We start from the raw sequence: 20,890 nt of genomic DNA, 5'->3' as shown, positions 1-20,890 counted from the left end.
GTGCCGTGGTGCTCCTGCTCAGGCGAAGCAGTTCTCGATGGCGCCGCCCGGGATGGCCAGGCAGTTCGTCGGGCGGTTCGCGGTGATCGCGGACTTGTCGTCCACGTTCACCGGCCCGAAGAAGGTGAACACACCGCCCGGTGCGAAGGTCGAGAAGTTGTAGGCGACCTTCGTCCTCGACAGGTTGACCTCGCCGAAGATGTTGAAGATGCCGCCGCCGACCCCGATCGGGCCGATGGCCCGGTTGCCGACGACCTCGCTGTCGCGCAGCGTGGTGACGCTGCCGGCGTTGAAGAGCCCGCCGCCGAAGAAGCCAGCGGTGTTGTCCTTGATGTTGCTCTTCTCGAACGTGACCGCGCTGTCGAAGGCGATCGCCACACCACCACCGACACCGGCGGTGCTGTTCTTCTCGACCGAGACGTTGTACAGGTTCAGCTGGCTGTCCGCCGCCGCCAGGCCGCCACCGGCGAGGATCGCGGTGTTCGAGACGAACTTGGTCTCGTACGCCGTGGTGTTGCCCTCGATGTCGAGGTAGCCGCCGCCGAAGCCCAGCGTCTCGTTGTCGGTGATCTCGGCCTTCTTCAACTCGACGGTCCCGCCGTCGACGTCGTCGGTGAAGATCCGCGCGGCACCGTTGGAGATACCGCCACCACCGATGACTGCCGTGTTGTCGGTGATCTTCGACTCCTCGACCTTGAGCAGGCCGGCGTTGAAGACACCGCCGCCGAAGAAGAAGGCGGTGTTACGGGTGACGGTGCTGTGCCAGATCTTCGTGGTGCCGAAGTTGGCCACGCCGCCGCCGTTGCCGCCGGACTGGTTGAGGACGACCTCGGACTCGATGATCTCGGCGGTGCCGCCCGGCTGGACCAGGATGCCGGCACCGTCGTTCTCGTCCGGCTCCTCGACCAGCGGCGTGACGACGCCCGGCGCCGCCTTCGTCGCGGCCTTCGGCGTCACCTTGGGCGCGGCCTTGAGGCCGGCCTTCGGGTTGGCCTGCCGCGTGGCGAGCGCCTGGTTCAGCGGAACGCCCGCCTTCACCTGCGCCGCGATCGCCTCGGAATCCGAGTAGGACGCCCAGACGGCCGCCGGCTCGACGGCCTCGTACAGTTCGAGGGTCTGGCCACCCTTGATGGTCAGGCCCTTGATGGTGAGGTGTCCACCGCTGCCGACGTTGAGGATCCGGAAGTAGTCGGCCGTGGCTTCCCGGGCGATCGTCGTGTGCTCACCCTTGAGGGTGATGTTCTCGGTGATCACCGGGAGCCCGTTGCCCTGGTAGTCGCTGCGGCTCAGGTTGTAGGTGCAGCCCTCGGCCAGCTCCAGCACACCGCCGTGCTTGTTGTTGGCGAAGACGATCGCCTGAATCAGCTTGTCGGTGTCGCAGGGCACCTCCTTCCCACGCTCGTGGTCCTTGTCCCGGTCCTTGTCCTTGTCCTTGTCCCGGTCCTTGTTCCAGTCGCGGCCCTCCTCGCCGTGCTGGTCGCCGTCCTTGCTGACCTGCGCGGTGTTCCAGTTCAGGCCAACCGCTCCGGCGCTGCCCGCGACGCCCACCGCCGCGAGGCTGATCACACCCGTCAGACCGGCCACGCCGCTGGCGAGCCAGAGCTTGCGGCGGCGCTTGGCCGTCGCCCGCCCGGAGGCTTCATTGTTCGTTAGGTAGTTGGACATCGGAGCTCTCTGCCCTCTCCTCGTACCAGACAGGGTCGCCGCCCTCCGGCGGGCGTCCCCTGCTACAAATCGGTTGTAGCTCCCAAAACCACCGTATGAGAATGTTCCTCGCCTCGGGGGCGTATCCGAAACAACCCCACATTAGGTTCACGTTCGCGCGTTTGGTGGCCGGGACACCCCGGGCGGGTACGCCGCCCCCAAGCCGGGCCGTCGGGCCCGTGAGCAGCCCAAATGGGTACGCCCCTCCGTGCCGTGACCGGCTCGGAGGGGCGTGCCCTCTATGTGGTTCAGCCCCACCCGATCAGGCGAAGCAGTCCCGAACGTTGAAACAGTTCGTCGGGCGGTTGGCGGTGACCGCGGACTCGTCGTCCAGCAGGACGGTGCCGCCGAGGCTGTTGAAGATGCCCCCCGGCTCAAGGGTGGAGAAGTTGTGCGCCACCGTCGTCCGGTAGAGCCTGACCTCGCTCCCCTCGGCGTTGAGGATGCCGCCGCCGCGGGCGAACGGACCGATGGCCCGGTTGCCGACGACCTCGCTGTCGCGCAGCGTCGTGCGGCTGTCCTCGTTGAAGAGTCCGGCCCCGCCGGACCCGGCGGTGTTGTCCGCGATGGCGGTGTCCTCGATCGTCGCGGTGCTGTCGGAGACGACCGCCACCCCACCACCCTGGCGGCCAGCGCTGTTCCTGGCCACCGTGGCGTGCTTGAGGGTGAGCTGACTGTCGGCCACGGCAACGCCGCCGCCGTCCAGGAGCGCCGTGTTGTCGGTGACCTTCGTGTCGTGCAGGGTCGTGGTGCCCTCGACGTCCAGGACGCCGCCGCCGAAGCCGAGCGTCTCGTTGTCGGTGACCTCGCTCTTGTAGACCCAGACCGCACCGCCGTCGACGGACTCGGTGAAGATCTCGGCCGCGCCGTTGGCGATGCCGCCGCCGCCGATGATCCCGGTGTTGTCCTTGATCTTCGACTCGTCGACCTGGAGCACGCCGGCGTTGAAGATGCCACCGCCGAAGAAGAAGGCGGTGTTGTGCGCAACCGTGCTCTTGCTGAGCCGGGCGCTGCCGAAGTTCGCCAACCCGCCACCGTTGCCGCCGGACTGGTTGTAGAGCAGCTCACTGTCCAGGATCTCCGCCCGGCCCCCAGGCTGTACGAGCACCCCGGCGCCGTCGTTGAATCCGGGCTCCTCCACCAGCGGCACAACCGCCGCTCCGGCCGCCGTCGTCGGAGCCTTGGCTGCTGCCGGCTTGGCCGCGGTAGCTGCTGCCGGCTTGGCCGCGGTTACCTTCGTCGACGTGGCCGCCTTGGCGGTCGCCGCTGCCTGCTTGGCGTCCGCTGCCTGCTTGGCTGCGGTTGCCGCTGCCTGCTTGGCGTCCGCTGCCGCCTTGGCCGCTGCCGTCGGGTCCGCCGCCTTGCCTGCTTCCGGCTTGGCAGTCGCAGCCTGCTTGGCCGCCGCCTTGACAGTCGCTGCCTTGGCCGCTGCCGCCTTGGTCGTGGCCGCCTTGGCGGCGGTCGGCTTGGCCGCCATCGTCGGGTCGGTGGACGCCACCGGCTCCGCTGCCGCCGCCGTTGCCGGCTGGGCCGCGCTGCCCGCTGCAGTGGTGCCCGCTGCAGTGGTGGCCGCCGGCTTGGCCGTCACCGCGGTGGTCCGCACCGAGGTCGAGTACGGCCCCCAGACCGTCGCCGGCTCCACGGTCATCGCCCGCTGGATGGTCTGCCCACCCTTGATGCTCAGGCCCTTGAGGGTGAGTTGCCCACCCGCGCCGACGTTCAGGATGCGGAAGTAGTCGGCGGTGGCCTCGCGACCAATTGTCGTGTGCTCGCCCTTGAGAGTGATGTTCTCGGTGATCACCGGGAGGCCGTTGCCGTCCTGGTTGCGGGTCAGGGTGTACGTGCAGCCCTTGGCCAGCTCCAGCACCCCGCCGTCGCCGTTGTTGGCGAAGGTGATCGCCTGGATCAGCTTGTCCGAGTCGCAGGGCACCTGCCTGGTGCGGTCCTTGTCGTCCCGCTTGTCGTCCTTGCCGGAGCGGTAGTCGAAACCACTCCAGTCGTCGCCACTCCACTCGTCGTCGGTGCCGCTCTCCTTGCCGCCGTTCTCCGTGCCGCCGTCGGCGTTCGCGCCAGCGTCGCTGACGTTCTGCCGGTTGGTCGACGGCTGGGCATCGGACACCCGGTCGGAGGTGGGCTTGTCGTCCCGGGCGGCCACGCCACCGAGGGCGGCCAGGCCGACCACCCCGGTCAGGCCGGCGACGCCGGCAACCCACAGGGCCCGTCGTCGTCGTGTCGGCGGAGCCGTCGAGGCCCCGCCGTCGGTACTCGTTACGTCGTTGGACATCAGAGCCTTCCGCCCTTCCTACTACCAGACGGGGTCGCACCGCCCGCAGCGCCACGACCAGCCACAAATCGGTTGCAGCCTCTGATGCCCACCGTATGAGAACTATCTTCGCGAGGCGGACGTATCCGAGAAAACCCCGCATATGCCTCAGGTTAGGGCAGGAGCCCGTAATGGTCCGGCAGGACAGGAAGGGGCGTGAGCAGCCCAAACACCACGAGGCGCCCCTTGTGGGGCGCCTCGGTGTCGCTGGGCGTGATCGACTCGGGTTTCAGGAAGACGCGCTGTCCGGACGCCTCGGACACCCCGACAGCACGGAAGTCGAGTGGATCAACGCGCCGGGACGAGTCCGGCCCTGGACGCCGGTCCGGGCAAGGGACGGCCCGGACCTGCCCTGTCCGGGGCAAGGTCCGGGCCGAGGCCGAGGCGGCGACCTCCGGGGTCGGGGGAGGGGCGGGGCTTGGGTCAGGCGGGCAGGCGGGGGCCTGCTTCGCGCTGCTCGGCCAGCCAGGTCTCCACCTCGTCGGCGGTACGCGGCAGGCCGGCCGACAGGTTCACCGCACCTGTCGCGGTGACCAGGACGTCGTCCTCGATGCGGATGCCGATACCGCGCAGTTCGGCGGGGACCAGCTCGTCCTCCGGCTGGAAGTACAGGCCCGGTTCGACGGTGAGCACGTAGCCCTCGCCCAGGGCCCCGTCGCGGTAGGTCTCCTTGCGGGCGTTCGAGCAGTCGTGCACGTCGATGCCGAGCATGTGACCGAAGCCGTGCAGCGTCCAGCGCCGGTAGACCGAGGACTTCTCGTCCATGGCCTCGTCCACGCTCACCGGCAGCAGGCCCAGGTCGGACAGGCCCTCGGCGAGCACCCGCATGCAGGTCAGGTGGACGTCCTTGAACTTGACGCCGGGGCGGATGGCGTCGATGCCGGCCTGCTGCGAGGCGTACACGATGTCGTAGACCTGCCGTTGCAGGGCGGTGAACCGGCCGTTGACCGGCAGCACCCGGGTCACGTCAGCCGTGTAGAGGTTGCGTCCCTCGACGCCCATGTCCATCAGCAGCAGGTCACCCGGACGGGTGGCGCCGTGGTTGTGCACCCAGTGCAGGATCGTGGCGTGCTCGCCGGCGCCGACGATCGAGCCGTACCCGACGTCGTTGCCGTCGTGGCGGGCGCGCAGCGCGAAGATGCCCTCCAGCAGGCGCTCCGAGACGGCGCGGTCGGCGGGGAGGATGCGGGCCACGTCCTCGAAGCCGCGCACCGTGGCGTCGATGGCGTCCTGAAGCTGGCCGATCTCCCACTCGTCCTTGACCAGCTTCTGCTCCGAGATGGCGATCGCCAGCTCCCGGTCGCGGGGCGGCTGCCCGTCGGCGCGGACCCCGTCGTACGGGCGGACGGCCGCGTCGACCTGGGCGTCGAAGCCGCGCAGCACCCTGGTGCGACCGGGCGCCAGGTCGGCGAGCGCCGCCTCCAGGCCGGTCAGGTCGGCGGTGGGCAGGCCCAGCTCGGTGGACTTCTCGCCGAGGGTGTGTCGCCGGCCGACCCACAGCTCGCCGTGCCGGCTGCGGAAGAACTCGTCGGTCTCGCGGGATGAGCGGGGCCGCATGTACAGCGTCGCGTCGTGCCCCGAGCCGTTCGGGCGCAGCACCAGCACGCTGTCCGGGTCGTGGTCGCCGGTCAGGTAGGCGAAGTCGCTGCCCGGCCGGAACGGGTAGGCGGTGTCGTTGGCGCGGACCTTCTCGCCGCCGGTCGGGATGACAAGTGTCTCGCCGGGGAAGGCGGCCGAGAGCGCGGCGCGGCGCTTGGCGTAGTTGGGCGCCTCGGGACGGGGCGTGACCGGGAGTTCGGTGTCCCGCCAGCCCTGCCGCATGAAGGACAGGAACGCCTCCGGAAAGTCCGGATCGTGCGATTCCGTGCCGTCTGTCGGCGTACCGTCGGTGCTTTCCTCGGTCATTGCGCCGCTCCCTTCCGCTTCGTTGCTGGTCCCGACGGTACCGCGTGCCCGGTTCGTGTTGGTGGGGGCCGGGAGCGCTCCGGATCGACGGACGGCTGCGACGGGCCGACGGACCGCGTGGAAAGATGACCACCATGTGCGGACTCCTGGCCTTCTTCAGCGCGAACGGCAACGCCGCCGCGCACCGCGACCACATCGCCGGAGCATTGGAATGCCTGCACCACCGCGGCCCCGACGAGACAGGGGTCGAGGTGGTCGGTGACGCCTCCGGCCGGTACGCGGACGGCGTGTTCGCCCACAAGCGGCTCGCCATCATCGACGTCGCGTCGAGTCACGAGCCGCTGCCCTACGCGAACGGCCGTTATCTGCTCACCTTCAACGGTGAGATCTACAACTACATCGAGCTGCGCGACGAGCTCGTCCGGAACTTCGGCGCGCAGTTCGCGACCGCAGGTGACGGCGAGGTGATCGTCGCCGGCTACCACTTCTGGGGCGAGCAGGTGCTCACCCGCCTGCGCGGCATGTTCGCCTTCGTCATCTGGGACCGGCAGGAGCGGCGCGCGTTCGGCGCCCGCGACTACTTCGGCATCAAGCCGCTGCACTACCTGGAGACCGCCGACGGCCTCTACCTGGCGTCGGAGAAGAAGGCGCTGCTGCCGTTCGCGCACAGCAGCTACCAGGGCGACGCGGGTGTCGACGCGGCGAACCTGAGCCACTACCTGACGCTGCAGTACGTTCCCGAGCCCGGCACCCTGCACAAGGGCATCAGCCGCATCGGTTCGGGGGAGTACCTGACCTGGTCTCCGGGCGGGCGGATCGACGTGCGCCGGTGGTACCGGCCGGTGTTCCGGCCCGCGCCGGTCGACGACGAGCAGAAGCTCTACCACGAGATCCGGGAGACGCTGCGCGAGAGCGTACGCATGCACATGCGCTCCGACGTGCCGGTGGGCTCGTTCCTGTCCAGCGGCATCGACTCGACGGCTGTCGTCGCGCTGGCCCGGGAGTTCAACCCGAACATCCTGACCTTCACCGTCGGCTACGACGTGCCGGGATATTCGGAGATCGACGTCGCGCAGGAGTCGGCCCGGCACCTGGACGTCACCACCATCCCCACCAAGATCGGTCCGCAGGACATGATCGACGCGCTTCCGAAGATCGTCTGGCACCTCGACGACCCGGTGGCGGACCCGGCGCTGGTGCCGCTGTACTTCGTGGCGAAGAAGGCCGCCGAGCACGTCACGGTGGTGCTCTCCGGCGAGGGGGCCGACGAGTTCTTCGGCGGTTACACCATCTACCGGGAGCCGCTGTCGCTCGGCACCGTCAACGGCCTGCCCGGCGGCGTGCAGAAGGGCCTGCGCGCGGTCTCCAAGGCGATCCCGCAGGGGGTCAAGGGCAAGAGCTTCCTGGAGCGTGGCACGACCCCGATCGAGGAGCGCTACTACGGCAACGCCCGGATGTTCACCGAGGAGGAGAAGCAGCACCTGCTGCGGCGCTACGACCCCTCGGTGCGCTACACGGACGTGACCGCGCCGATCTACGCCGAGTGCACCGAGCTGGACGACGTCACCAAGATGCAGTACGTCGACCTCTACACCTGGCTGCGCGGCGACATCCTGGTCAAGGCCGACCGGATCTCGATGTCGCACTCGCTGGAGGTGCGGGTGCCGTTCCTCGACCGCGAGGTCTTCGACGTCGCGGCGAAGATCCCGGTGGACCTCAAGCTGCCGCCGCGCTCCGACGCGACCAAGTACGCGATGCGTCAGGCGTTGCAGGGTGTCGTGCCGCCGGCGATCGTCAACCGCAAGAAGCTGGGCTTCCCGACGCCCACCCGGGTGTGGCTGCGCGGGGAGATGTACGAGTGGGCCCGGCACGTGCTGAGCACCTCGGGCGCGGGTGACCTGCTCGACCTGTCGTACGCCCTGCGGCTGCTCGACGAGCACAAGCGGGAGGAGGCCGACCACTCCCGCAAGGTGTGGACGGTGCTGATCTTCTGCATCTGGCACGCCATCTTCGTGGCCAAGACGCTCGACCCGGGCATCCAGCGCAACCAGTCGGCTCTGCTGACGAAGCCGGTGGTCGGCTCCATGGTCCGCTGACCGGCGACCCCCACCCCGTCGATCAAGAGGTTTGCGTCACCCGAGTGACTCCGGGTGACGCAAACCTCTTGATCATTTCAGGGACCCTCAGCGTCGGGCGCAGGTGACAGTCGGGATGCCGTTCGTTCCCGTGCTGCTGGCCAGGAAGCCGAACGTGGTGGTGCCCTCCGGTGCGACAGTGCCGTTGTACGAGACGTTCGTCGCCGTCACCGAGGCGCCGGACGTCGTCTGGGTGGCGCTCCAGATCTGATTGATCGCCTGCCCGTTGGGCCAGGTCCAGCTCGCGGTCCAGCCGGCGAACGGCGTACTGCCGTGGTTCATGATCGTGATCTCGCCCTGGAAGCCACCCTGCCAGGCGCTGGTCACCTTGTAGACGGCCATGCAGTCACCTGTCGACGGCGGCGGCGTGGTCGGCGGCGGGGTGGTCGGCGGCGGCGTCGTGGGCGGCGGAGTGGTCGGCGGCGGGGTGGTGGGCGGCGGAGTGGTCGGCGGGGGCGTGGTGGGCGGCGGAGTGGTCGGGTTCGACCCGCCCGGACCCACACCGGTCACCTGGCCGCTGCCGCCGTCGAAGGCCACGTCGGAGCAGCCGAAGAAGTTCTCCTGCGAGTCCGAGCGCACCCAGCGGGAGTAGATGATGTGCCGGCCGCTCTTACCCGACGGCAGGTTGCCGCTGAAGTAGTAGTGACCGTCGTTGGTGCCGACGCTGCCGCGCTGCGGCGGGTTGGTCACCGTCAGGAACGGCTGCTCCTCCAGGTCACTCCAGGCCAGCGCCCGGGTCGGGCTCCAGCTGTCCTTGGTGACGTAGAAGTAGAAGGTGCCCGGGTGGTGCGCCCAGTTGCTGTACCGGAAGTCCAGCCGCGCGCCGGAGGTCAGGTGGGTCAGCGGCCAGTCGGTGCGGGGCAGGTCGTAGCCCCGGTAGCCGGTGTTGCCACCACTGCACAGCTGCCCGTCCGGAATGAAGCCGGTGGTACGGCCACCGGCGTCCGAGCGCAGCACGCTGAACCAGTTGTAGAGCGAGTTCGTCCCGCTCTGCGCCACCGCGGCGGCGCACGCGGGGTTGTTCGGCCTGATCTCACCGGTCTGGCTGAGGCCGTCCTGCCAGCAGAGGTAGGTCCGGGCGCCCGGCGTCATCGCCGCGCCGTGCGCGGCCGCCGGTTGCGGACTGGCCGCAAGCGCTACGGCGCCCAGCGCGAAGGTAAGGGCCGCGGTGAGTAACGCGGCCGTACGGGAACGGTTCACGGGTTCTCCTGACTCGCGAGGCGTGCCGCCCGAGCCGCCCCGCCGCAATCGGGTGGGGTTGTGGTGTCGTCGCAGCGCCGTGGGGGCGGATGCGGCGATCACTGTGACGTGCCCCGGCCGAAGTGCGGCCAGCGGACACACGCCATCGACGGTCCTGTCCTGGACCGGTGCCCTCGCGTCGAACCAACCCGGCAACCGGCGGCGCGGCAGCCCTCGCACCGCCCGGTATGCGCCATCCCACCACGTCGCCGACCGCCTGCGCAATAGTCGACCCTCGATGTGCCAAACGCGGCAGGCGTGGTCCGCCGGCTCACCCGACTCCCGATCGGACCGATGGGTTCTCTCCTATAGTGATGGTCTGCATCCCCACGGCGACGACTGCCGTCCGGGCCGATCTCCCGCGTCGGGGCGGCGCACGTCGCCGTGCCGGCCGTACGGCGGGACCGGCCGGCGACGGGACGAAGGAGGCGGCAGCGCGTGCCCGACGTGTTCGACGACCTGCACCGCCGCTGCCGCGCCGGCGAGCCGGTCGCCCTGGCCACGGTCGTCGCCACCTGGCGATCGGCGCCACAGCCGCCCGGCGCCGCCATGCTCGTGGCCGCCGACGGCACGGTCACCGGCAGCGTCTCCGGCGGCTGCGTCGAGGCCGACCTCTACGAGCGTGCCCGCCACGTGCTCGCCACCGGCGTACCCGAGCTGGTCCACTACGGCGTCAGCGACGACGAAGCGTACGCCGTGGGCCTGACCTGCGGCGGGATGCTCGACGTGTTCGTGGAGCGGGTCGACGGCGACGCCCGCGCGCAGGTGGACGCGGTCGCCGCCGCGCGGCGGGCCGGCGAACCGGCCGCGGTCGTCACCTGCGTGGCGGCCGACGCCGGCGACACCCCGGGCGCGGCCCCGACCGACCCGGCCGGGCGACTGGGCCGACGGCTGGTGCTGACCGGTGGACAGGTGACCGGTTCGCTCGGCGACGACCGGCTGGACGACGCCGCTACCGACGACGCGCTCGGACTGCTCGCCGCCGGGCACAGCGGCGTGCTCCGGTACGGCTACCAGGGGCAGCGCCGCGGCGCCGGGCTCAGCCTCTTCGTGGCCACGCACGCCACCGCGCCCCGGATGATCGTCTTCGGGGCTATCGACTTCGCGGCCGCGGTGGCCCGGATCGGCGCGTTCCTCGGCTACCGGGTGACCGTCTGTGACGCCCGGGCCGTGTTCGCCACCGACCGGCGCTTCCCGGACGCGCACGAAGTGGTGGTGCAGTGGCCGCACCGCTACCTGCGGGCCGAGGTCGACGCCGGCCGGATCGACGCGCGCACAGTCGTCTGCGTGCTCACCCACGACCCGAAGTTCGACGTGCCGCTGCTGGCGCTGGCCCTGCGCCAACCACTGGCGTACGTCGGCGCGATGGGGTCGCGGCGCACCCACGACGAGCGGCACAAGCTGCTGCGCGAGGCCGGGCTCACCCTGGAGCAGCTCGACCGGCTCGCCTCACCGATCGGGCTGGACCTCGGCGGCCGTACGCCCGAGGAGACCGCCGTGAGCGTCGCCGCGCAGATCGTCGCCGCCCGCTGGGGCGGCAGCGGTCGGCCCCTGTCCGCGCTCGACGGGCCGATCCACCACCCGGGCTGACGCCGTACCGCCTCTTCGCCGCCCAGCAGGGCGTTCGTTGTGCCAGCCTGATCCCAGTCGACCAGGTCCGCCCGATCGCCCGCGGCGGCCCGGCGTGGGCACGCCGGCGCGCTGCCGGCTGACGACGAAGGGACTTCGATGGGGTACGCGGTGGTGTTCGGCGAGGCGCTCGTCGACCTGCTCGACACCGAGCGCGACGGGGAACGGGTCTACCGGCAGGCGATCGGCGGTGGACCGCTCAACGTCGCCGTCGGGGTGACCCGGCTCGGCGGCGCGGCGCAGTTCGTCGGCTCGCTCGGCGACGACGTGCTGGGCGGGCGGATCCGCGGCTTCCTGACCGATGTCGGCGTCGGTCTCGCCGGTGCCGTCACGGCACCGGCGCCGACCACGCTCGCGGTGGTCACCTACGCCGGGCCGGAGCCCGACTTCCGCTTCTACGGCGAACCGCCCTCCTACAGCCTGTTCGGCCCCGACGATCTGGACCTGGCGCTGATCGAGGGCGCGGACGTGCTCTACTGCGGCTCGATCGTGCTGGCAAAACCGCGCACCCTGGCCGCCGCGCGCCGCGCCTGGTCGCTCGCGCCCGGACTGCGCGTCTTCGACCCGAACGTACGCCCCCGCCTGCTCGACGGTCCGGCCGCGCTGGACGGGCTGCGCGAGGTGGTGGCCGAGTTCGCCGCGGGCGCGCACCTGGTCAAGCTGAGCACCGCCGACGCCGAACTGCTCTACCCGCACGAACCGGTCGAGGGAGTGGCCGCGTACCTGCGTGAGCTGGGCGCGACCACCGTGGTGGTGACGCTCGGCGCGGCGGGCGCGGTGCTGGCCACCGCCGGCGCGGATCCGGTACGCGTGCCGGCCCCCAAGGTCAACGCCGTCGACGCCACCGGCGCCGGCGACTCGGTCATGGCCGCGCTGATCGCCGACCTGCTCCTGGACGGCGAGCCCGACGAGCCGGCGGGCTGGGTCGAACGGGTGGCCTTCGCGCTGCGCGTGGCGGGCCTCGTCTGCGAGTCCCCAGGCGGCGCCACAGCCATGCCCACCCGCACCGAGGTAGACCGCCGCTTCAAACCCTGACCCTGCCCCTGCCCCCTGGCCCTGCCCCACGCCCCGCTCTGCCTGCCCCGTCGATCTTGCACTTTCGGTCGGCGGTTGGCCCCCTCTTGCCCTTTATGTCGCGGCAGGAAGTGCAAGATCGGCGAGGTTGGGGGGCGGGGGGCGGGGGTCAGGGGGCGGGGTTAGGGGGTTCCGTTTAGTTCGGTGTAGCCGCGGCGGGCGGCGATCAGGGCGGCGCGGGCGCCGAAGGGCGCCTCGGCGGCCACCCGCTCGGGCGGCGCGTCGCCGGTGTGCGCGGCGCGGATCAGCCAGGCCAGTCGCGCCAGGTCGGCGTGCTGGGCGCGGACGAATCCGACGTCCACCGGATCGCCGTGGCCCGGCACGACCACCGTGCGCGGGGTCGTCAGCCGCAGCAGGTCCGCGACGGCGTCCGGCCACTGCAGGGGGTACGAGTCCTCGAAGGCGGGCGGGCCGCTCTGCTCCACCAGGTCGCCGGCGACGAGCACGTCCGCGTCGGGCACGTGCACCACCACGTCGGCGTCGGTGTGCCCGCGCCCCGGGTGCCGCAGCAGCACCCGCCGGCCACCCAGGTCGAGCTCGGTCTCGGTGTGCACCGTGTGCGTCGGAGCGAGCAGCGGGGTGTCGGCCAGCTCGGCTGCCAGCTCCGGGTGCTCCGTGCGCACCTCCTCGTACGCCTCCCGGCGCAGCCGCTCCGGCTCGTCGCGCAGGGCCGCGGCGGCCCGTTCGTGCGCGTACACCGGGCGGGGTGGATCGCCGGCCAGGACGGCGTTGCCGAAGCAGTGGTCGTAGTGGTGGTGGGTGTTGACGAGCGTCAGCGGACGGTCGGTGACCCGCCCGACGGCGGCGGCCAGCTCGGTGGCCTGCCGGGCCGACGAGAGCGTGTCCACCAGCAGCGCCTCGTCGTCGCCGACGACCAGGGTGACGTTGACCCGCAGCAGGGGCTCGGGCAGCACGTACACCCGGTTGGCGACCTCGGTGAACCCGGCGCTCACGACGACCGCCCGGCCCGGTCGACGAAGCGCTGCCGGTCCACCAGGATCCGGTCGACCCGGCCCCGGGCCACCGTCTGGTCGCCGTCCGCGACGGTGACCTCGAACGACAACCGGCGACCGTCGACGGTCGCGAGCAGCGCCTGTGCCCGTACCGTGCGCCCGACCACCGTCGGCGCGAGGTGCTCCAACTCGACCCGGGTGCCCACAGTCGTCGACCCGGGCGGCAGCGTGGCCGCCGTGGCCGCGACGGTGGCCGCCTCGGCGAGTGCGAGCACCCGTGGTGTGCCCAGCACCGGTACGTCCCCCGAACCGACCGCCTGGGCGGTGTCCGCGTCGGTGACGGTCAGTTCGACCTGGGCGGTCAGACCCGGCGCGAAGGCCGGCTCGGGCTGCTCCTGCATGGTCGTCAGCCTAGGTGCTCGCCGAGCCCGTCGAGCACGCGCCCGGCGATCCGCACACCGGCCGCCGCCCACACGCGCACGGCTTCGCCGGGTGGTCCCCGTCGGTCGATGCCGGACCCGTCGTTAACCTTGACCGCGATGGCCGTCGTGACTGACCCCCAACCCCCCGCCCGGACCGACCCGCCCGCGTCCCCGGACGGTGGCCGTCGGCGCATCGTCGCCATGACGGTCTGGGCGGTCGCCTTCGTCGCCGCCTGGCTGGCGATCGGGCTGCCCACCGACCCGGCCTACGCCTTCGTGTGGATCTGGCTCGGGACCATCGCCTGGAACAGCGACCGCCCGTGGCGCAGCCACCTGCGCTTCGCCCGGGACTGGGTGCCGGTGGTGCTGCTGTTCGTCGTCTACAACCTCTCGCGCGGGTTCGCCGACAACGGGGCCACCCCGCACGCCATGGAGCTGATCGTCGCCGACCGGTTCATGTTCGGCTGGGCCACCGGCGGGGAGGTGCCCACCATCTGGTTGCAGGAGCACCTCTACCGCCCGCAGGTGCACTGGTGGGACGTCGCGGCGAGCTGGGTGTACTTCTCGCACTTCGTGGTGGCGCTGACCGCCGCCGCGGTGCTGTGGCTGCGTGACCGGCACCGCTGGGCCGCCTACATGCGGCGTTGGGGTTTCCTCTGCGCCGCCGGCCTGGCCACCTACTTCATCTACCCCGCCGCCCCGCCCTGGTGGGCCGCGCAGAACGGCCTGCTCACCGAGGTCGCCCGGATCTCCACCCGGGGTTGGAAGGCGTTCGGCATGCACGGCGCCGGCAACGTGCTCAACGCCGGCCAGATCGCCTCGAACCCGGTCGCCGCGATGCCGTCGCTGCACACGGCGTGGGCGCTGTTCGTGGTGCTGTTCTTCCTGAGCACCACCCGTCGCCGCTGGTGGCCGCTGCTGCTCGCGTACCCGCTGGCGATGACCTTCACCCTGGTCTACTCCGGTGAGCACTACGTGATCGACGTGCTGGTGGGCTGGACGTACGTCGGGCTGACCTACCTGGTCGTCGGCCTGGCCGAACGCGGCTGGGCGGCATTGCGGGCCCGCCGAGCGGGGGCCGCCGACAAACCACCAGGGCAGCCGGTAGCCCCCGAACCATCAGCCGACAGGCACCCCACACCAGACGACCAACAAGCGATACCCGCCGACCACTGACGAACCCCTGCCCCCCGCCCCCGACAGGCCCCGTCGATCATGAAGTTGTTGTTACCCGTCGGCTCGGCGTGTCGGGGCAATAACTTCGTGATCACCAGAGCGGGTGGGTGGGGGTTAGGGGGTGCGGCGGGCTTTGGTTGCTCGGGTGGTCAGCTCGGCTGCCAGGGTCCACGCCTCGGTGAGGTCGCGGTCCTGGGCTGCCGCGCCCGAGCCGCCGGCGGTGTCCGCGTACACGGTCGCCAGGCCCAGGCGGCGCTGCACCGGGCCCTGCACCACCCGCACGCTCTGGATCCGCGCGTACGGCACGATCGCCAACTGCCGGGTGAGCAGTCCGGACCGGGTGGCGAAGACCCGCTCGAACAGGCCCGCCCCGAGCGCGCCGCGCCCGAGCGGGTGCAGCCAGCGCGTCCGGGGCGGTGGTGGGCTCAGCGTCAGCGCGTCCAGGCGTACGCCCGGCAGCACCTCGGCGACGATCATCGCGGCGGTCGGCAGGTCGCCGACCGGTAGCAGCCGGTCCGGCCGGTTACGGTCGTCGGCCTCCGCCGCGGAATAGCCGGCCACCTCCAACCGCAGCCGCAGCCAGTCGTTGACCCGCCACAGCAGCGGCCAGGTCGCCCGGACGGTCTGGACGCGGTCCAGCGGCACGGTCTGCGCGCGCGTCTCCAGCAGGCCGTTGTGCACCCGCAGGGTGCCGCCGTCGCGCGCCAGCCGGAAGTTCCAGTCGTCGAGGACCCGGCGGATCGGTTGCAGCAGCACACCGGCCATCGCGGTAAGCGTGCTCGCCACCGCGACGAAGGACCACGAGCCGGCGGTGACGAACTGCACCACGACGAACGCCAGGCCGAACGGGAGCAGGAACGCCTGCGGGGTGAGCAACTGACTGACCAGCAGGTCCTGGTTGCGCACCGCGTGCATCGGCCGGCCCGGCGCGGCCGCCGGCGTCCCGGGTTCCGCCGGGAGCGCGGGAACGCCGGGCGGGGGCGGCGGGGTCGTCCGCCCGGCGAGCGCCAGCAGCCGCTCGCGCAGGCGGGCCGCATCGGCCACTCCGAGGTACGCCAGCGGTGCCTCGGTCTTGCCCCCGCCGACCACCTCCAGGCGCAGCTCGGCCAGGCCGGTGAGCTGGGCGAGCAGCGGCCGGACCACCTCCACGGCCTGCAACCGCTCCAACGGGATGGCCCGGGTACGCCGCCAGAGCAGCCCTTCGTGCACCCGCAGTTCGCGGCCCACCACGTGGTAGCCGGTGTTGTACCAGCTGATCACCGACAGCACTGTCGCGCCGAGCGCCAGCACCACCACCATGGCGGCGAACCAGCCGAAGCCGACCCGCGACAGCGTCGACCAGGACAGGCCCGCAATCACCACCACCAGCGACTTGGCGCCGTGCAGCAGCGGGCTGAGCGGGTGCAGCCGCTGCCGCGGCTCACCGTCACCGCCGCCCGGCGACGTCGGCACCGGGTGAACCGCCCCGGGCGGCACCCCGGAAGGTCCGGCGGGGTACGGCGGAGCGGCCGGGCCGGCGGGGTACGGCGTCCCAGGCGGGCCGGCGGGGTGTGGCGGAGCAGGCGGGCCGGCGGGAGGCGCGCTGCCGGCGGGCAGCGGCGGCCGGGTGCCCGGCTCGGCGGGACCGTCGGTCATCGGGCCGGCCCTCGGCGGTGCCGACGGTCGCCCGCGCGGGCGGTCACAGACCCTCCGCCCGGTCCTCGCCGAGCGCGGTGAGCCTGTCGCGCAGCCGGGACGCCTCCGCCGGACGCAGCCCCGGCACCCGCGCGTCACTGGCTGCCGCCGCCGTGTGCAGCTGGACGGTGGCCAGGTCGAAGGCACGCTCCAGCGGGCCGGCGCTCACGTCGACGAACTGCATGCGGGAGTACGGGACGATGGACAACCGCCGGACCAGCAGCCCGTGCCGCACCAGCAGGTCGTCGTCGCGTTCGGCGTAGCCCCAGGCGCGTACCGCGCGGACGATGGCCGTGGCCCGCCACGCGCCGAGCACCACCACGAGGGCCAGTGCGAGCCCGAACAGCCAGTGGTCGCTCAACGCCCAGCCGATCGCGGTCACCGCCAGGCCGATGGCCACCACGACCGCGAGTCGGATCAGCTCCACCCAGATCAGGTTGGTGGAGATGGGCTGCCACTGGACGGTGTCCGGCCAGGGCTCCAGCGGCCCCCGCCCCGACGACTGCGGACCGGGGTGGGGCAACGCACCCGGGCCCGGCGGCAGGAGACCAGGCGACGGCAGGTCGGGCGGGAGCGGTCCCGCATCGTGCCCGCCGGACGGGGGCAGGGCGCTCGGCGGCAGCGGGGCCGGCCACGACACGTCCGGTGGGGAAGGGTCCGGACCGAGGGTGCCGGGTGCCCCGAACGCGCCGGGCGGCGGCGCGACGCCGGGCGGCGGACTGGCCGGGGAGGTGGGGTCGGGGGTGGTCGGGCGGTCGACGCGGTCCTCCGCGCTCACCGGCGGACGCCGTTCCGCGCGCCGCCACGCCGCACGATCCGTGCGCCGTGTGCCGCCGCCTCGCCCTGCCCGTCGGCGCGGAGCGCCACGCTGCCGTGTCTCATCGGTCGCTCGCTGCGCTCGCTCACGTGTCGAGGGTAGGCGATCCGGGCACCGGAGTGACGGCACGAAGGAAGCCGCGGACGTTCAGGAATTCGCCGAGACTGTCGCGGTGCTCGGCGCAGGCCAGCCAGGTCTTGCGCCGATCGGCGGTGTGCAGGCGCGGATTGTTCCACTCCAACGCCCAGACGGCGGGGGCGCGGCAGCCCCGGGCCGAGCAGACCAGGGGCTCGTCGGCGGGGGAGGGGAGGCTCATCCGGGCCAGTCTAGGGCGGCCGGACGGAGAGCTTGAGCGCCGGGCGGCCACGGGGGGAGCCGCCCGGCGACGGGGTGAATCGTACACACGGCGGGCCGGTCCCTGTCCACCCGTGACACGCGATTCGGGCATGGGACGCCGCGGCGAAAATCGGCTTCTCCCCACCTCGACACTCAGGAAGGCGTGCGAGTCTTGATACCGCACCTGCCGCGACGACCGACAAACGCTGTGGAGGACCGGTGGCCCAGCCGACCACGCCCGACGCCCCGACGCCGAACGGGGCGGCACCGGACACACCCGCACCGGTGACGACTACCACGCCGGTGACCGCGCCGGCGCCGGTGACGACGCCCGCGCAGGACGCCACCCTGCTGGAGAAGGCGCTCTTCGAGATCAAACGGGTGATCGTCGGGCAGGACCGGATGGTCGAGCGGATGTTCGTCGCGCTGCTCGCCCGTGGCCACTGCCTGCTCGAAGGCGTGCCCGGCGTGGCCAAGACGCTGGCCGTGGAGACCCTCGCCAAGGTCGTCGGCGGGTCCTTCGCCCGGGTGCAGTTCACCCCGGACCTGGTGCCGGCCGACATCATGGGCACCCGGATCTACCGGCAGTCGAGTGAGAAGTTCGACGTCGAGCTGGGCCCGGTCTTCGTCAACTTCCTGCTCGCCGACGAGATCAACCGTGCTCCGGCCAAGGTGCAGTCGGCGCTGCTGGAGGTCATGAGCGAACGCCAGGTGTCCATCGGTGGGGAGAGTCACCGGGTGCCCGATCCGTTCCTGGTGATGGCCACCCAGAACCCGATCGAGCAGGAGGGCGTCTACCCGCTGCCGGAGGCGCAGCGGGACCGCTTCCTCATGAAGATCGTGGTGGGCTACCCGACCGACGCCGAGGAACGGGAGATCGTCTACCGGATGGGCGTGACCGCCCCGGAGCCGACGGCGGTCTTCGACACTCCCGAGCTGATCGCCCTGCAACGCAAGGCCGACCAGGTGTTCGTGCACAACGCCCTGGTCGACTACGCGGTGCGCCTGGTGCTGGCCACCCGCGCGCCCGCCGAGCACGGCATGCCGGACGTCGCCCAGCTGATCCAGTACGGGGCCAGCCCGCGCGCCTCGCTCGGGCTGGTCCGGGCCACCCGCGCGTTGGCGCTGCTGCGTGGGCGCGACTACGCCCTGCCGCAGGACGTGCAGGACATCGCCCCGGACATCCTGCGCCACCGGCTGGTGCTCAGCTACGACGCGCTCGCCGACGACGTGCCGGCCGACCACATCGTGCACCGGGTGATGTCGACCATCCCGCTGCCGGCCGTCGCGCCCCGACAGCAGGCCACCCCTTCGCCGAACACCCCGCCGCCGGGCGCCGGCTGGCCCGGGCAGCGGCCGTGACCTCACCCACCCCTCGTCCCGCCCCCGACCGCAGCGAGGCAGTGCTGTCCCGACTCCAGTTGCTGGTCACCCGCAAGCTCGATGGTCTGCTCCAGGGTGACTACGCCGGCCTGCTCCCGGGGCCGGGCAGCGAGGCGGGCGAGTCCCGGGAGTACCGCCCCGGTGACGACGTACGCCGGATGGACTGGCCGGTGACCGCGCGGACCACGACGCCGCACGTGCGGCGCACGGTCGCGGACCGGGAGTTGGAGACGTGGCTGGCCCTGGACCTCTCGGCCAGCCTGGACTTCGGCACCGGCAAGTGGCTCAAGCGGGAGGTGGTGGTGGCCGCCGCTGCCGCCATCACCCATCTGACCGTGCGCGGCGGCAACCGGATCGGCGCGGTGATCGGCACCGGCGGCGGCGCGTCCGCACCGGCGCGACGGTGGCGGGGTGGCCCGCCGCCGGTCGGACCGGGGGTGCTCACCCGACTGCCGGCCCGCTCGGGCCGCAAGGAGGCGCAGGGCCTGCTGCGGGCCGTCGCCGGCACCGCGATCCAGCCGGGCCGGGGCGATCTGGGCGCGCTTGTCGACATGCTCAACCGCCCGCCCCGGCGGCGCGGGGTGGCAGTGGTGGTCTCGGACTTCCTGGCGCCGACCGAGCAGTGGGCCCGCCCGATGCGCAAGCTGCGCGTCCGGCACGACGTGCTGGCGATCGAGGTGGTAGACCCGCGCGAGCTGGAGCTGCCCGACGTGGGGGTGCTGCCGGTGGTCGACCCGGAGAGCGGTGAGCTGCACGAGGTGCAGACCGCCGATCCGCGGTTGCGGCAGCGCTACGCCGAGGCCGCCGCCGCTCAACGGGCCGCGATCTCCGCCGCGCTGCGTGGCGCCGGCGCGGCCCACCTGCGTCTGCGTACCGACCGAGACTGGCTGCTGGACATGGTGCGTTTCGTGGCCGCGCAGCGGCACGCCCGCACCCGGGGGACGACACGATGATCCGTTTTCTGCAACCGTGGTGGCTGCTGGCAGTTCTGCCGGTGCTCGCCCTCGCCGCGTTCTACGTCTGGCGGCAGTTGCACCGCCGGGCGTACGCGATGCGGTTCACCAACGTGGACCTGCTGCGGACCGTCGCGCCCAAGGGTCTGGGCTGGCGGCGGCACGTGCCGGCGACGGCGTTCCTGCTCTGCCTGCTGGTGCTCGCCACGGCGCTGGCCCGTCCGGCGGTGGACACCAAGGAGCCGCTGGAGCGGGCGACAGTGATGCTCGCCATCGACGTGTCGCTGTCGATGCAGGCCGACGACGTGGCGCCGAACCGGCTGGAGGCCGCGCAGGAGGCGGCCAAGCAGTTCGTCGGCGAGTTGCCGGAGAGCTACAACCTGGGCCTGGTGTCGTTCGCCAAGGCGGCCAACGTGCTGGTGCCGCCGGGCAAGGACCGGGACGCGGTGACCGCCGCGATCGACGGGCTGGTGCTGGCCGAGGCGACCGCGACGGGCGAGGCGGTGTTCACCTGCCTGGAGGCGATCCGGTCGGTGCCGGCCGACGGCGCGGCGGGTATCCCACCGGCGCGGATCGTGCTGCTGTCGGACGGGTTCCGCACGTCGGGTCGATCGGTGGAGGAGGCGGCGGCCGCCGCGCAGGCGGCCAACGTGCCGGTCTCCACCATCGCGTTCGGGACCGACACCGGTCAGGTCGACATCGGTGGGCAGCTCCAGCGGGTGCCGGTGGACCGGCTGGCCCTGGCGGAGCTGGCCGAGACCACCGAGGGCTACTTCTACGAGGCGGCGTCGGTGAGCGAGCTGAAGCAGGTCTACCAGGACATGGGCAGTTCGATCGGGTTCCGCACCGAGCCACGCGAGGTGACCCAGTGGTACGCGGGGCTGGCGCTGCTGCTGGCGCTCTGCGCCGGCGCGCTCAGCCTGCTCTGGTCGTCCCGGATGCTCTGACCGCGGGCCACGGCGGCGAACGAGCAGGACCGAGAACGGCCGGCGGTGGTCAGTGACCGCCGCCGGCCAGGACGAAGACGACGGCCACCCAGACGGCGGCGAGGGTGAAGCCCAGCGGGGCGACGTAGCGGCTCATGGACGGCTCCGAGTGGCGGCTGGACGGTCCGCGTGCGGGGGCGGACCGCAGGGGGTGGGGACGCGCACACGAAGTCGTGACCGG

At 72.1% G+C, this 20,890-nt stretch carries 17 protein-coding genes; 7 read left to right on the top strand and 10 right to left on the bottom strand.

Annotated elements, in window-relative coordinates; genetic code table 11:
• Positions 1-18 precede the first annotated feature (18 nt).
• The 3 genes from AB0B97_RS13305 to AB0B97_RS13295 form a co-directional block, all read right to left on the bottom strand.
• Positions 19-1,665 carry a hypothetical protein gene (locus AB0B97_RS13305; protein WP_357493396.1) on the bottom strand — a complete coding sequence of 549 codons (1,647 nt, stop codon included), beginning with the start codon at positions 1,663-1,665 and terminating at the stop codon, positions 19-21.
• Between the two features lie 301 nt (positions 1,666-1,966).
• Positions 1,967-3,988: a right-handed parallel beta-helix repeat-containing protein gene (locus AB0B97_RS13300; protein ID WP_357493393.1), complete on the bottom strand. Its 2,022-nt coding sequence runs from the start codon at positions 3,986-3,988 to the stop codon at positions 1,967-1,969.
• A gap of 462 nt (positions 3,989-4,450) precedes the next feature.
• Complete coding sequence (locus AB0B97_RS13295; protein WP_357493391.1) at positions 4,451-5,932, bottom strand: aminopeptidase P family protein; 1,482 nt, start codon at positions 5,930-5,932, stop codon at positions 4,451-4,453.
• 134 nt (positions 5,933-6,066) lie between these two features.
• Between AB0B97_RS13295 and asnB the strand changes: the two genes are divergently transcribed.
• Entirely contained in the window at positions 6,067-8,028 is a 1,962-nt protein-coding gene (asnB, locus tag AB0B97_RS13290; RefSeq protein ID WP_357493388.1) for an asparagine synthase (glutamine-hydrolyzing), read from the top strand.
• Between the two features lie 87 nt (positions 8,029-8,115).
• Here asnB and AB0B97_RS13285 read toward each other — a convergent pair whose 3' ends face one another.
• Positions 8,116-9,267: a lytic polysaccharide monooxygenase gene (locus AB0B97_RS13285; protein WP_357493386.1), complete on the bottom strand. Its 1,152-nt coding sequence runs from the start codon at positions 9,265-9,267 to the stop codon at positions 8,116-8,118.
• 477 nt (positions 9,268-9,744) lie between these two features.
• Between AB0B97_RS13285 and AB0B97_RS13280 the strand changes: the two genes are divergently transcribed.
• Positions 9,745-10,896, top strand: a complete 1,152-nt coding sequence (locus AB0B97_RS13280; protein ID WP_357493383.1) for an XdhC family protein — start codon at positions 9,745-9,747, stop codon at positions 10,894-10,896.
• 138 nt (positions 10,897-11,034) lie between these two features.
• Positions 11,035-11,970, top strand: coding sequence for a carbohydrate kinase (locus AB0B97_RS13275; RefSeq protein ID WP_357493381.1), 936 nt, complete (start codon positions 11,035-11,037; stop codon positions 11,968-11,970).
• Positions 11,971-12,131: 161 nt separating this feature from the next.
• Here the strand turns inward: AB0B97_RS13275 and AB0B97_RS13270 are convergent, their stop codons facing one another.
• Complete coding sequence (locus AB0B97_RS13270) at positions 12,132-12,962, bottom strand: MBL fold metallo-hydrolase (protein WP_357493379.1); 831 nt, start codon at positions 12,960-12,962, stop codon at positions 12,132-12,134.
• Positions 12,959-13,363 (bottom strand): hotdog domain-containing protein, encoded by a 405-nt coding sequence (locus tag AB0B97_RS13265; RefSeq protein WP_234588250.1) that lies wholly within the window; start codon positions 13,361-13,363, stop codon positions 12,959-12,961. The genes AB0B97_RS13270 and AB0B97_RS13265 overlap by 4 nt, the downstream gene beginning before the upstream one ends.
• A gap of 138 nt (positions 13,364-13,501) precedes the next feature.
• Here AB0B97_RS13265 and AB0B97_RS13260 point away from each other — a divergent pair, with 138 nt between their 5' ends.
• Complete coding sequence (locus AB0B97_RS13260) at positions 13,502-14,560, top strand: phosphatase PAP2 family protein (protein ID WP_305076148.1); 1,059 nt, start codon at positions 13,502-13,504, stop codon at positions 14,558-14,560.
• 114 nt (positions 14,561-14,674) lie between these two features.
• Here AB0B97_RS13260 and AB0B97_RS13255 read toward each other — a convergent pair whose 3' ends face one another.
• The 4 genes from AB0B97_RS13255 to AB0B97_RS13240 form a co-directional block, all read right to left on the bottom strand.
• Positions 14,675-16,195 carry a PH domain-containing protein gene (locus AB0B97_RS13255; protein ID WP_357493376.1) on the bottom strand — a complete coding sequence of 507 codons (1,521 nt, stop codon included), beginning with the start codon at positions 16,193-16,195 and terminating at the stop codon, positions 14,675-14,677.
• 43 nt (positions 16,196-16,238) lie between these two features.
• Positions 16,239-16,778, bottom strand: a complete 540-nt coding sequence (locus AB0B97_RS13250; protein ID WP_357493458.1) for a PH domain-containing protein — start codon at positions 16,776-16,778, stop codon at positions 16,239-16,241.
• Between the two features lie 230 nt (positions 16,779-17,008).
• A complete protein-coding gene (locus tag AB0B97_RS13245) occupies positions 17,009-17,140 on the bottom strand; it encodes a hypothetical protein (protein ID WP_357493373.1) in 132 nt (43 codons plus the stop codon).
• Positions 17,137-17,367, bottom strand: a complete 231-nt coding sequence (locus AB0B97_RS13240; protein WP_357493371.1) for a hypothetical protein — start codon at positions 17,365-17,367, stop codon at positions 17,137-17,139. Before AB0B97_RS13240 ends, AB0B97_RS13245 begins: the two co-directional genes overlap by 4 nt.
• A gap of 239 nt (positions 17,368-17,606) precedes the next feature.
• Between AB0B97_RS13240 and AB0B97_RS13235 the strand changes: the two genes are divergently transcribed.
• Genes AB0B97_RS13235 through AB0B97_RS13225 form a run of 3 tightly spaced genes read left to right on the top strand, consistent with a single transcriptional unit; the run spans position 17,607 to position 20,670 of the window.
• A complete protein-coding gene (locus AB0B97_RS13235; RefSeq protein ID WP_234588469.1) occupies positions 17,607-18,749 on the top strand; it encodes a MoxR family ATPase in 1,143 nt (380 codons plus the stop codon).
• Positions 18,728-19,723, top strand: a complete 996-nt coding sequence (locus AB0B97_RS13230; protein WP_357493456.1) for a DUF58 domain-containing protein — start codon at positions 18,728-18,730, stop codon at positions 19,721-19,723. The genes AB0B97_RS13235 and AB0B97_RS13230 overlap by 22 nt, the downstream gene beginning before the upstream one ends.
• A complete protein-coding gene (locus AB0B97_RS13225) occupies positions 19,720-20,670 on the top strand; it encodes a VWA domain-containing protein (RefSeq protein ID WP_234588470.1) in 951 nt (316 codons plus the stop codon). The genes AB0B97_RS13230 and AB0B97_RS13225 overlap by 4 nt, the downstream gene beginning before the upstream one ends.
• The last annotated feature ends 220 nt before the right edge of the window (positions 20,671-20,890 follow it).

The organism is Micromonospora sp. NPDC049004 (assembly GCF_040649315.1).
Lineage (GTDB): Bacteria > Actinomycetota > Actinomycetes > Mycobacteriales > Micromonosporaceae > Micromonospora.
Note: the sequence above shows the minus strand (reverse complement) of the source record. Positions and strands in the feature narration are given on the sequence as shown.